This is a genomic window from Bradyrhizobium sp. 139, assembly GCF_023074175.1.
GTDB lineage: Bacteria > Pseudomonadota > Alphaproteobacteria > Rhizobiales > Xanthobacteraceae > Bradyrhizobium.
This window is the reverse complement of sequence record NZ_JADPKS010000162.1, coordinates 44,407-56,178: the sequence shown is the minus strand read 5'-3', so window position 1 is coordinate 56,178 and position 11,772 is coordinate 44,407. Positions and strand designations below refer to the sequence as shown.

11 protein-coding genes are annotated in these 11,772 nt (G+C 63.0%); 1 reads left to right on the top strand and 10 read right to left on the bottom strand.

All coding sequences use genetic code 11. The annotated features are described in order from the left end of the window. Positions 1-269: 269 nt before the first annotated feature. Positions 270-1,208 (bottom strand): AraC family transcriptional regulator, encoded by a 939-nt coding sequence (locus IVA80_RS34640; protein WP_247439604.1) that lies wholly within the window; start codon positions 1,206-1,208, stop codon positions 270-272. A gap of 398 nt (positions 1,209-1,606) precedes the next feature. On the opposite strand from IVA80_RS34640, the gene IVA80_RS34635 reads away from it, so the two are divergent. After that, positions 1,607-2,539 (top strand): AraC family transcriptional regulator, encoded by a 933-nt coding sequence (locus tag IVA80_RS34635; RefSeq protein WP_247439603.1) that lies wholly within the window; start codon positions 1,607-1,609, stop codon positions 2,537-2,539. Between the two features lie 24 nt (positions 2,540-2,563). On the opposite strand, the gene IVA80_RS34630 is transcribed toward IVA80_RS34635, so the two are convergent. The 9 genes from IVA80_RS34630 to IVA80_RS34590 form a co-directional block, all read right to left on the bottom strand. Continuing rightward, a complete protein-coding gene (locus IVA80_RS34630; protein ID WP_247439607.1) occupies positions 2,564-3,436 on the bottom strand; it encodes a catalase in 873 nt (290 codons plus the stop codon). A gap of 366 nt (positions 3,437-3,802) precedes the next feature. Further along, complete coding sequence (locus IVA80_RS34625; RefSeq protein WP_247439602.1) at positions 3,803-4,975, bottom strand: acetyl-CoA C-acyltransferase; 1,173 nt, start codon at positions 4,973-4,975, stop codon at positions 3,803-3,805. Between the two features lie 290 nt (positions 4,976-5,265). Next, the gene (serA, locus tag IVA80_RS34620) at positions 5,266-6,855 is read right to left on the bottom strand and encodes a phosphoglycerate dehydrogenase (protein ID WP_247439601.1); all 1,590 of its coding nucleotides are present in this window, start codon (positions 6,853-6,855) and stop codon (positions 5,266-5,268) included. 127 nt (positions 6,856-6,982) lie between these two features. Further along, positions 6,983-8,155: a phosphoserine transaminase gene (locus IVA80_RS34615; protein ID WP_247439600.1), complete on the bottom strand. Its 1,173-nt coding sequence runs from the start codon at positions 8,153-8,155 to the stop codon at positions 6,983-6,985. Between the two features lie 79 nt (positions 8,156-8,234). Then, positions 8,235-8,426, bottom strand: a complete 192-nt coding sequence (locus tag IVA80_RS34610) for a hypothetical protein (protein ID WP_247439599.1) — start codon at positions 8,424-8,426, stop codon at positions 8,235-8,237. A gap of 173 nt (positions 8,427-8,599) precedes the next feature. Further along, on the bottom strand, positions 8,600-9,064 hold the full coding sequence (locus tag IVA80_RS34605) for a GNAT family N-acetyltransferase (protein WP_247439598.1): 465 nt from the start codon (positions 9,062-9,064) through the stop codon (positions 8,600-8,602). A 16-nt stretch (positions 9,065-9,080) separates the two neighbouring features. Next, positions 9,081-9,671, bottom strand: coding sequence for a glutathione S-transferase family protein (locus IVA80_RS34600; RefSeq protein WP_247439597.1), 591 nt, complete (start codon positions 9,669-9,671; stop codon positions 9,081-9,083). A gap of 72 nt (positions 9,672-9,743) precedes the next feature. Then, positions 9,744-10,604: an outer membrane beta-barrel protein gene (locus IVA80_RS34595; protein ID WP_247439596.1), complete on the bottom strand. Its 861-nt coding sequence runs from the start codon at positions 10,602-10,604 to the stop codon at positions 9,744-9,746. Positions 10,605-10,772: 168 nt separating this feature from the next. Beyond that, entirely contained in the window at positions 10,773-11,603 is an 831-nt protein-coding gene (locus IVA80_RS34590; protein ID WP_247439595.1) for an outer membrane beta-barrel protein, read from the bottom strand. Positions 11,604-11,772: the final 169 nt, after the last annotated feature.

Below are 11,772 nucleotides of genomic sequence, written 5' to 3'. Positions count from 1 at the left end.
GATGGAAACCAGCGGATGCGTCGGGTGCATGGAGTACGCCGGAATTTCCACCTCCTCGCCCGCCGCCGACGTGAAGCGAACGGCCAGAGAGAGGCCGTACAAGGTTGCGGTTGCAAGGCTTCGGCGACGTGTCGCAATCAGCCGTCGGCCGACAAAGTTTTTCCAGGTCATCTTTGGTCTCCCTCGATTGGTCTGGACATGTTGATGATGTAGCCGACCCGATTTGCCGCTGCCCCAGCGCGATTGCCGTCCCTGTCGAGAGATTGCTGCTAACGCACGCGCCTGCGCCAATCGCTCGGCGTTTCGCCCGTCAGCTTCTTGAATGCCGCGGCGAAGGCGGTCTGCGAGGAGTAACCAAGCGCCGCGGCGACCGAGACGACCGATTCGTCGCTCTCCCGCAGCATGTTCATGGCCTGCTCGACCCGGTGCTGGCGCAGCCAGGCATGCGGCGAAAGCCCGGTGCTCTCCTTGAAGGACCGACAGAAATGGAAGCGCGACAGGCCTGCGTCGCACGCAAGCGCCGAGAGCGAAACATCTGCATCGCTGTTCGAACGCAGGCGTTCGATTGCCCGGCGCAGGATCGTTGGCGAAAGGCCGCCGATGGTCGGTTGCACTATGGTCGGTACGCCCGCATGAGCAGCCAACAAACGCGTGGCGAGAAGATCCGTCAATTGCTGCCTGAACAGCGTGTCGAGCGTGGCGCTGCCTTCGATTGAATCCGCAGCGCTCAGAAGCAGGCGGGACGTGATGGCGTCGGGATGCCCGGTTCGTTCCAGGAGGTCGTCAGGGCTAGCGGTGTTGGCTTCATTGGCGATACGCAGAAGCGTCCTTTGTGGCAGATAGAGTTGAACGACATGTAGTGGCCGGTGGATGTCCCATCGGGACGTCGAGCCGGCTGGAATGATCGTCACGACGCCGGGACGCGCCGTTGCAATCGCAGCCGATTTTCCCGTGCGTCGTTCCAGCGGCTGCGAGCCGGCGGGATAAGTCATGACGACGTGATCGGCCATGGGTTCGACGGTATCGTGCAGCGGCTCGTGCTTCCAATAGGCGATGGCGCCGCTTTGAGGATCGGAGGCGATGCGAAGCGGCTTTGTCTTGAGCACGCGCGCCATCTCCGCGTCGGCGGCGCGCCGCTCGGAAGTCGCGCGATCGTCCGGCTGTGCGCCAGGTGCGGGCGGCAAGCTCTTGTGCGAGGGATTGCGCATGAGTGGTGCTCCCGGTCATCGCGTGGCTCCGCCTGATCTCTGATCAGTCGTCCGTGTTTATACGGATCGGCGCGTTCTATGCGCTGCAAAGGCTCCGCGTATTTCCCGAAGCGGATATCGTTTGTCCAATCCTGCTCCAAGCAGGCGCACGCTTTCACAAATGCACGATGGCGGGCGAGCAGCTCTCGAGGTAGTGAAGCGGGATTGCGCAAGAGGCATCACAATCCGTTGAATCGCTTGCGAAAAGCGGTTTGTGACGATAGGTGCGGCAGGCCGTCACACGGCTGTCGGTCCAACGCTCAAGTCTGGACCGTTGCTTGCCGATGTCGGATAATTGGCCGTGACTTGGCGGTCGCGTCCTGCTCCCCGGTCCTGCCTCAGAAGCGAGATCTACGTCCATGACACAGGTGGGTGCCTTCGCGCAGAAGGTCGCACGGTTTCTGCATCTGAAGGATGCGCCGCCGACGCTGGTCACGCGTTCGCTGCGCAGCGCTGAACTCGCTGTCACCGAAAACCGGGATGACCATCCCCTCCCCCGCCTTTCCGATTCGATGCCCTCAGAGGACGCCTATCTCGTCAGCCTCAAATTTCGCGATTTCGGTGATTGCGAGTGCTGGGAGCGCGGCCGATGCGTGATCAAGAGCGATATCCGCGCCGGCGCCACCTATCTGTACGACCTGAAACGCGATCCGCGCTACGTCATCGACAAGCCTTTCCATTCTCTGCTTTTCTATCTGCCCCGTTCGGCGCTGGACGACATGGCGAGGCAAGGCGGCGCGCCGCGGATCGGTGAACTCGCCTATCAGCCCGGCGTCGGCCATGACGATGCGATCGTCCGTCATCTCGGTGCGTCGTTCCTGGCGGCGTTGCAGCAGCCCGACGAGGCCAACCAGCTCTTCATCGACCACATGATGCTCGCACTCACCGCACATGTTGCCAAAACCTACGGCGGGCTGCGGCACGCTGCCGAGGCGATGCGCGGCGGCCTTGCCCCATGGCAGGTCAAGCGCGCCTGCGAAAGGCTGGAGTCCGATCTCCGCGGAAAGCTTTCGCTGCAAAAGATCGCGGCCGAGTTCGATCTCTCCGTCAGTCATTTTTCTCGCGCATTTCGCGTTTCCACCGGCCTGCCCCCGCACCAATGGCTGCTTCGCCAACGTGTGAATACGGCAAAGCAATTGATGGGGGTGCGCGACCTGTCGCTGTCGGAGATTGCGATAGCGGCCGGGTTCGCCAATCAAAGCCACTTCACCCGGGTGTTTTCCTCGGTGATCGGCATCAGCCCGGGGATGTGGCGCCGGGAGACGCAGCACGCGCCGGAAAGCGAAACCTGATCGGGGGGTGGGACGTCGTTCCGCTCAGCGGCGCATTGTCTGCGAGATGGCGTAAACGGCGCGCTGCGCCGCAAACATCTCGTCCGGCGGATGGCCAATGCCTTCGGCAAGATTGGCCGGATTGAACGCGGTCCCGTCACACGCCTCGTTCGATTCAGTCCCTGTTATCACGATCGTTCCGAGACGTACCGCTTCGCGCCCGTCCTCATCGGGCCAACGGATGGTCACGTCCATGACGGGATCGCCGGGACGGTCCAGCAGCGCCATCACGCTGAACCTGACGTCGTGTGCTGCGATCCGGAGTTCGAGGTCGTGCAGCAAATCGGTGGAGTTCGCCGTGTCCGCACTCTTGGCCGGCCGGCTGTGTTCGCCGACCGGCGCGACCTTGAACTTGATGAACCGTATCTCGCCCTTGGCATTCGTTGCGGGAAAGGCATGCACGCCCCAATAGGTCGTGCAGGCAAGGCTTGCGGCGGGCGGATGCGCAGCAAGGTAGCATGCCTGACGCAGCGTTTCAGGATTGGCGGCAGAGAATGCCTCGACTTGCGCCATGTCCGGCTTGCCGTCCGGACCCGGCATGCGCACCTGCAGGAAAGCCAGCATCTGGTCGAGCGTTCTGGCGAAATGAACTGGTGCACTCTGGGTCAAAATCTCCGAGCGCTCGCCGTCGTTGCCGAGGCGGAAACTGAAGCCGCCCAGCGAAGGCCGCCCAGTGTTCACCGCGTCCGGGCTGCCGTCATCCGCTGAGAAGCGCGCCAGCACCCGGGAGGGCTTGGTGAAGCTGTGGGATTTGGTGATCTCCTTTGCCTGATCAGACGGGGCATAGACGCCGCGAACCCATCGGCCCCGGGCAAAGCTCGCGCGCGCTTTTGGCGGAGGGCCGTTAGCCTCCTTCAGGGCGTCGGCGATGGAGGCTGGCGTGGCAGCACCGCTCGGGAACTGGGGCAGAACGGAAGCCTGGGTTCGAACGAAGGGGTCTCGTTTATTGCGCAGGGCAGATCGAACGTCTTACCCAAAGCGGCGATGCCTTGTCCGATTCTGCGACAAATTCCGCAACTCTCGGAAAGCAGGACGTGGATGCCCGGGACAAGCCCGGGCATGATGAGCTTGTAGAGCCACCAGTCCGCCCCATAAGCCTTTGAGTCCGCACCGGGTCGAGGATGTTGCTGACCCGAGCACGCCAGCGTGCGCAGCCGGGCCAAAAAAGAGCACGGCGCTCGACACGCCGTGCTCTTGTCGTTTCAGCGAAGGCGAACATTCGCCTCAGCTATAAATCTCGAACAAACCGGCGCCGCCCTGACCGCCGCCGATGCACATGGTCACGACGCCCCACTTGGCCTTGCGACGCGCGCCTTCCTGGAGGATATGGCCGGTGAGACGCGCGCCGGTCATGCCGAAGGGATGACCGATCGCGATCGAGCCGCCGTTGACGTTGTACTTGGCGGGATCGATGCCGAGCTTGTCGCGCGAGTAGAGGCACTGGCTGGCGAAGGCCTCGTTGAGCTCCCACAGATCGATGTCGTCGATCTTGAGGCCATGGCGCTTCAACAGCTTCGGCACGGCAAAGATCGGACCGATGCCCATCTCGTCCGGCTCGCAACCCGCCGCCGCCCAGGCGACGAAACGCCCCATCGGATTGAGGCCGCGCTTCTCCGCATCCTTGGCTTCCATCAGCACCACGGCCGCGGCACCATCCGACAGCTGGCTGGCATTGCCGGCGGTGACGTACTTGCCGGGCCCCCTAACGGGCTCGAGCTTGGCGAGACCTTCGAGCGTGGTCTCGGGGCGGTTGCACTCGTCGCGGTCGACGACGTAGTCGACGATCGACTCGGCCTTGGTCGCCTTGTCGACCACCTTCATCCTGGTCTTCATCGGGACGATCTCGTCCTTGAACTTGCCCGCCTGCTGCGCAGCGGCCATGCGGCGCTGCGACTCCAGCGAATATTCGTCCTGATATTCGCGGCTGAGCTTGTAGCGCTCCGCGACGATGTCGGCCGTGTCGATCATCGCCATGAAGATATCAGGCGCGGTCTTGAGCAGTTCCGGATCGACCCATTCCTTCGGCGAACCGCCGCCCGGAATCGAGATGCTCTCGACGCCGCCCGCGACGATGCAGTCAGAGCCGTCCGAGCGGATCGAGTTCGCGGCCATCGCGATGGTTTGAAGGCCCGAGGAGCAGAAGCGGTTCACCGACACACCGCCGGTCGACTTGGGAAGTCCTGCGAGCAGCGCGGCCTGACGGCCGATATTCGGCGCGCCATGGGCGCAATTGCCGAGATAGCAGTCCTCGACATAGTCCTTCGCGACACCGGCGCGGTCGACCGCATGGTGGATGGCGTGGGCTGCGAGCGACATCGGCGGCGTGATGTTGAACCCGCCGCGGCCGGATTTTGCGAGGCCCGTGCGGGCATAGGAAACGATGACGGCTTCACGCATTGTTTTCTCCCTTTTCGAACGATTGGTACGGAGCGTCCTGGGCGCCATTGGTACACAAACTTTGGCAGGCGCGGGAGAATAAAGCGCGGCGCGGGGTCAAACAAAAACGCCGCCTCCGGTGATGGAGGCGGCATTGTTCCGCACGTCGGAATATCTATGTTGGCGTCACTCTATCCACATCCACACGTCATGCCCGGGCTTGTCCCGGGCATCCACGTCTTGCGGCACTCGCAGAAGCGCGTGGATGGCCGGGACAAGCCCGGCCATGACGCAAGTCGTTGGCGCTCGTATCAGAACGTCAGTGCCTTGACCTGCTTGACCTGCGGCAGGGCCTGCACCTTGGCGAGCAGATCGACCGGCACCGCGCCGTCGACCTCGATCAGCGCGATGGCGTCGCTGCCGGGGGCGACGCGGCCGAGATGGAACGTCGCGATGTTGATCTTGGCATCGCCCAAAAGGCTCGCGAACTTGCCGATGAAGCCCGGCTTGTCCTCGTTGGTGACGTAGATCATCGACTTGCCAAATTCAGCGTCGACGCGGATGCCCTTGATGTCGACCAGGCGCGGCTTGCCGTCGGCATAGACGGTGCCCGAGACCGACCGCTCCTGCCGCTCGGTGGTGACGGTGACGGTGATCAGGCTCTCATAGTCGCTCTGGGCGGCGCGCACGATCTCGTCCACCACCATGCCGCGCTCCTTGGCGACGACGGGGGCGGACACCACGTTGACCTCGCCCAGCATCGGCCGCAGCAGGCCGGACAGCACCGCGGAGGTGATCGCCTTAATCTTCATCTCGGCGACGTGGCCCTCATAGGTGATCTGCACCTTAAGGATGCCGCTCTCGGTGAGCTGGCCGGCAAACGAGCCGAGCTTCTCGGCGAGCGTGATGAACGGCTTCAGCTTCGGCGCTTCTTCCGCGGTGATCGAGGGGAAATTGACCGCATTCGAGATCGCGCCGGTCAGCAAATAGTCCGACATCTGCTCGGCGACCTGGAGCGCGACGTTCTCCTGCGCTTCGGTGGTGGAGGCGCCGAGATGCGGCGTGCAGATCACGTTGGGATGGCCGAACAGCACGTTCGCATTCGCCGGCTCCTCGACGAAGACGTCGAAGGCGGCGCCGGCAATGTGCTTGGCGTTGAGCGCATCGACCACGGCCTGCTCGTCGACCAGGCCGCCGCGGGCGCAGTTGATCAGGCGCACGCCCTTCTTCATCCTGGCGATCGCGGCCGCGTCGATGATGTTTTTGGTCTTCTCGGTGAGCGGCGTGTGCAGCGTGATGAAGTCGGCGCGCTTGAGCAAATCGTCGAGATCGACCTTCTCGACGCCGATGTCCTTGGCGCGCTCCGGCGACAGGAACGGATCGAAGGCGACGACCTTCATGCGCAGGCCGAGCGCGCGGTCGGCGACGATCGAGCCGATGTTGCCGCAGCCGACGACGCCGAGCACCTTGCCGGTGATCTCGACGCCCATGAAGCGGTTCTTCTCCCACTTGCCGGCCTGGGTCGAGGCGTCGGCCTGCGGAATCTCGCGGGCCAAGGCCAGCATCAGCGTGATGGCGTGCTCGGCCGTCGTGATCGAATTGCCGAACGGCGTGTTCATCACGATGATGCCCTTCGCCGTCGCAGCTGGAATCTCGACGTTGTCGACGCCGATGCCGGCGCGGCCGATCACTTTGAGCTTGGTCGCCTTCTCGAGGATCTTGGCGGTCGCCTTGGTCGCCGAGCGGATCGCGAGGCCGTCGTAATTGCCGATGATCTCGGCGAGCTTGTCCTTGTCCTTGCCGAGATTGGGCTGGAAGTCGACCTCGATGCCGCGATCCCTGAAGATCTGCACGGCAGCGGGAGAGAGCGCGTCGGAAATGAGAACTTTGGGTTTGGTCATGGGGATGATCCGTGGTGCGAGCTGCATTTACGGAACGTCGCCCGCGGGCCTAACCCGCGGGTCCATCTCTCTCGATTGATGGATAGCCGGGTCAAGCCCGGCCATGACGACAGTGGGTTGGAATGCGTTACGCTGCCTTGGCCAGCGCGGCCCTGGTCTCGGCGAAGGCCCAGTCGATCCACTGGGTCAGCAGTTCGACGTCCCTGGCCTCGACGGTGGCGCCGCACCAGATGCGCAGGCCGGCCGGCGCATCGCGGTAGTATGCGAAGTCGTAGCCGGCGCCTTCCTTCTCGACCAGCGCGACCAGCTTCTTGCTGAACTCGGCTTGCGCATCCTCGGAAAGCGAGGTGATCGCGGGGTCGGTGAACTTCAGGCACACCGAGGTGTTGGAGCGGATCGAGGCATCCTTGGCCAGGAAGTCGATCCAGGGCGTCTTCGCCTTCCAGTCGGCGAGCACCTTGGTGTTGGCGTCCGCACGCGCGATCAGGGCCTTGAGGCCGCCGATCGACTTGGCCCAGTTGAGCGCGTCGAGATAATCCTCGACGCAGAGCATCGACGGCGTGTTGATGGTCTCGCCGACGAAGATGCCTTCGTTGATCTTGCCGCCCTTGGTCATGCGGAAGATTTTTGGCAGCGGCCAGGCCGGCTTGTAGGTCTCGAGCCGCTCCACCGCGCGGGGCGAGAGGATCAGCATGCCGTGCGCGGCTTCGCCGCCGAGCGCCTTCTGCCAGGAGAAGGTGACGACGTCGAGCTTGGCCCAGTCGAGAGCTTGCGCGAAGGCGGCCGACGTCGCGTCGCAGATCGTCAGACCCTCGCGATCCGCCTTGATCCAGTCGGCGTTCGGCACGCGCACGCCTGACGTGGTGCCGTTCCAGGTGAAGACGATATCGCTCTTGGGATCGGCCTTGGAGAGATCGGGGATCTCGCCATAAGCCGCGTTGAACTTGGTGACGTCCTTGAGCTTCAATTCCTTGACGATGTCGCTGACCCAGCCCTCGCCGAAGGATTCCCACGCCATCGTGGTGACGGGCTTTGCTCCGAGCAGCGACCACAGCGCCATCTCGACCGCGCCGGTATCGGAGGCCGGCACGATGCCGATGCGATAATCGGCGGGCACCTCGAGCACTTCGCGTGTCAAATCGATCGCGAGCTTGAGCTTGGTCTTGCCGACCTTCGCGCGATGCGAACGGCCGAGCGCTGCGTCCTTGAGATTTTGGGCGTTCCAGCCGGGGCGCTTGGCGCAGGGGCCGGAGGAGAAATGCGGCACGTTCGGCCGCGAAGCGGGCTTCGCTACAGTCATGGTCTACCCTTCCAGATAGTAAGCCTCCCGTTGGGGGGAGGTGTCCCGCCGCGGCTGATACGGGAATCGGGTAGAGCAGTCAAGGAAGTTCCGGCACCTCACGGTGGGGTGATGGCCCCTCCGGTGCGAGATCCGGGGATTCCACTGCGGCGAGCGCGTTCAGCAGGTCCGTCGCCTCGCTGATCAATTGCGCAGCACGGCGGCGGCTGCCGACTTTCAAAATGCATTTGTCATTGGCCTGCACAACGTAGGCGTTGCCGACCTTGATCATCGAATAGCTTGTCATCGAAATCCCCGAACCGACCGAGCCCGGTTGCAGACGCTGCCGTAGCACCGTTCGTTCCTGGAACAACGTGAACGACAGCTGCGTAGTTTACCGGCTCTTAAGATGAACGAATGCGCGATCTGTTTATGCTGATCGCGCAACGCTCGCGACGCGCTGCCTCAAAAGCGGACAGTCATGCCGACGTGACTCGCAGCGAATCCGAGCCGCTTGTAGAAGCGCTGCGCATCGACGCGGCTCGCATGCGTCAGCAATTCGACCAGATTGCAGCCGCGCGCTTTCGCCTCCGCCACCGCCCATTGCACCAATTGCTCGCCGATGCCGCGGCTGCGGCAATCAGTGGCAACGCGCACGTCTTCGAGCAGTCCACGTAGCCCGCCTTGCGAGCTGATGCCGGGCAAGACCGCGAGTTGCAGGCAGCCGACCACCCTGCCCTCGCTCTCGGCAACAACGAGCGTGAGATTCGCATCGCGCGCGACCCGCTCGAATGCCTCGTAATAGACCGCAGGCAGCGGATCCTCCAGGCGCTCGCGGGCGCGCCCGAGATGATCATCGGCGAGCATTGCGATCATCGCAGGGACGTCCTCGCGGCGTGCGCGACGGATGGAGACGGATTTGGCATTCATGCAGGAAACTCCGGACTCAGCGCACTGGCCGCAGGCCGAGCCAGGCCTCGACCTCGCCGATCCAGCGGCGAATGGCGGCATAACGGCCGAGATCGAAGCCGCCTTCATGCGCGAGACGGGTATAGGCGAGCAGCGCGATATCGGCGAGCGAAACTTGCTCGCCGGCGAAGAAGCGGCTTGCCGCAAGATGCTGCTCCATGCGGTCGAGCGCCGCATAGCCGCGCTTGACCTTTTCAGGGTCTAGCTCGGATGAGTCCTTGCCGAGATAGACCAGCTGGAAGCGGCACACCGCGATATAGGGCTCATGGCTGTACTGCTCCCAGAACAGCCATTCGTCCATCTTGGCAGCAGTGAAGTCATCGCGCGGAACGAGCGCGCTGTCGCGGGCGAGATAGCGGATGATGGCATTGGACTGCGCCAGCGTGCGGCCGTCGTCGAATGCGACGGCGGGCACCTGGCCGGCGCCGTTCATTTTCAGGAATTGCGGTGTGCGCGTCTCGCCCTTGCGGGTGTCGATCTCGATCCACTGGTAAGGCAGCGCGAGCTTGTCGCAGACCCACTTCACCTTCAGACAATTGCCGGAATTGGTGTCGCCGTAGATCTTCATCGCCGCCGTCCCGCTTTCGGGCGACAGAGCATCAGGACGACGCAGCCGTGTCAACCGGCTGCAAACGCCGGTCTAGAACTTGTAGCCAGCACCCAAGCGAAAATTGTTCAAGCTGACGGAGATATCCTTGGCGTTCGAGAACCCGACGTGTTCCCATTCGCCGCGCAGGATCACACAGTCGAACAACGCGTATTCGATTCCGATGCCCCCAGTCCATCCGAAGATAAAACTGTTCGCGCGCCGCTCGGACTGCGTCATCGTAGCGATGCCGGCGGTCGAGCGAGTCGTGACGCCGCTGATGGGGTCCGTGAAGTCGTCGTACTTCACGTACGACACGGTCGCAAACCTCGACACGTCGGCACGTCCGATCGCAAGGCCGCCAAACGCATAAGGCATAAAGTCCCCACCGGACCATCCAACACGACCTCGGAAAGTCGCATAGTCCTTGAGCTGCAACGCCGCGCCGCCGCCGAGCGTCGTATTGTAAGTATAGAGGTGATTCGTGGGGGCTGTTTCGCCGGGGATCAATCTCGTCATGGAATCGCTTGCACTGCTCGCGAGATTGTTCATGTAGCTGTAGTTGGCCTCAACGCCCATCACGGCATCGTAATACTGCCAATTCCGGCCGACATAGGCACCAAAGCCAGTCGCCTGAACGTGATTTTTCGGCAGCAGCGACCACCCACCGACCGGCGCCTGGAGGATGCTGTCGCGAAGCATGAAATCCGTCATCGATTTCGGAGCGTGACTGAAATCGATTTCGGTCGTGGCAAAGCCGAACTGGCCGCCGACATAGAAGCCGTCCCAATTATGGGAGGTCTTCGACAGACCGTCGGTGAAGCTGCCGCGCAGGACGGGCAGATCCGGCATGTCGGCCGCTTGCGCGGCAGACACCGTCCCCAACATCACCGCCGTCAACATCAGCCTACGCATTGCAACGCTCCATCGAACTCGAACTTTCGCTGGTGATCATGGCTCGTTAACCTTAACCAATGGTTGCGCCGGGCGCTTTCATCGCCGCGCGCCATGAAAAATACGCAAAGCAAAACGGCGCAGGATGATCCCGCGCCGTTAAGAGGTGTTAAGCGATGAGGCTGGCGATCAGCCCTTGGTGACGAGCGGCGGCATGTAGGCCGGCGGGCTGGAGAGCTCCCAGCGCACGCCGAGCTTGACGTCGTGCGAGGTGATGTCCTTGACCTTGATCGTGGACGGGCCCGAGATGCTGCCGTCGAACGCACGGAAGTTGCCGGGGGCTGCATCGCCGAGGTTCATGTAGCTGTAGGCCAGTTCGACGGTGAAGCCGGGGTTGACCTTGTAAGCCAGACCCGCATGCGCGGCCCAGGCGAAGTTCCACTTCCCGTTGTCGCCGAAGTAGGTGACGCTGTTGGACAGCGCGCCGGCGGTGTAGCGGACGCCGTTATCCTGGAAGCCGCTGAGCTTGTTGTAGGAGCCGCCGACACCGGCGCCGATGAACGGGGTGATGCACCACCAGGTGCCGAGGTCGACATAGGCGTTGGCCATCACAACCCACTCGGACTTGCTGCCGTAGTAGTTGTTGGCTTCGACGTCGGCCGCACCGAGGATGACGCTGTCCGAACCGTGCAGATTGGCCTTGCCGCGATACTGGCCGATCACGTCGGCGCGGAACCAGTTGTTGAAGCGATAGCCGACGCCGAGGTCGAACAGCGGCGAAGAATCGAAACCAAGGCCCGTCGTCGTGGTCGGGAACGTCTGGGCGGTCGCGCTGTCGATGCGCTTGGCGCTCTGGTTGGTCATGCCAATATCGCCGCGCAGATACCAGCCGCCGAAGTCGGCGGGCGGGGCTGGCGCGTACATGGGAGGGGGCGCCGCGATCGGCATATCGGCGGCGAACGCCATCGACGAGATCAGGGTTGCCGCACCCGCGGCAAGGAGAGACTTAACGCTACGCATTGGCTTCGTCCTTTTGGCCGGTGAGGCAAATACGCAGGCCTCACGTTCTGGAAACTCACGGGAGGACGATGGCAGCAAATGTTTAAGCGCCACTTAACCCTAATTTTTAAGGTTGATTTTTTCTGACTGCACACGCGTGCGCCGCGCGAGCGTTGCAAAAATGCAGCGG

Excerpts from the sequence above, each read along its gene's own strand:
- IVA80_RS34595 (WP_247439596.1), bottom strand. The coding sequence starts at position 10,604 with ATGCGTAGGCTGATGTTGACGGCGGTGATGTTGGGGACGGTGTCTGCC.
- IVA80_RS34615 (WP_247439600.1), bottom strand. The coding sequence starts at position 8,155 with ATGACTGTAGCGAAGCCCGCTTCGCGGCCGAACGTGCCGCATTTCTCC.
- IVA80_RS34610 (WP_247439599.1), bottom strand. The coding sequence starts at position 8,426 with ATGATCAAGGTCGGCAACGCCTACGTTGTGCAGGCCAATGACAAATGC.
- IVA80_RS34605 (WP_247439598.1), bottom strand. The coding sequence starts at position 9,064 with ATGAATGCCAAATCCGTCTCCATCCGTCGCGCACGCCGCGAGGACGTC.
- IVA80_RS34635 (WP_247439603.1), top strand. The coding sequence starts at position 1,607 with ATGACACAGGTGGGTGCCTTCGCGCAGAAGGTCGCACGGTTTCTGCAT.
- IVA80_RS34590 (WP_247439595.1), bottom strand. The coding sequence starts at position 11,603 with ATGCGTAGCGTTAAGTCTCTCCTTGCCGCGGGTGCGGCAACCCTGATC.
- IVA80_RS34640 (WP_247439604.1), bottom strand. The coding sequence starts at position 1,208 with ATGCGCAATCCCTCGCACAAGAGCTTGCCGCCCGCACCTGGCGCACAG.
- IVA80_RS34600 (WP_247439597.1), bottom strand. The coding sequence starts at position 9,671 with ATGAAGATCTACGGCGACACCAATTCCGGCAATTGTCTGAAGGTGAAG.
- IVA80_RS34625 (WP_247439602.1), bottom strand. The coding sequence starts at position 4,975 with ATGCGTGAAGCCGTCATCGTTTCCTATGCCCGCACGGGCCTCGCAAAA.
- serA (WP_247439601.1), bottom strand. The coding sequence starts at position 6,855 with ATGACCAAACCCAAAGTTCTCATTTCCGACGCGCTCTCTCCCGCTGCC.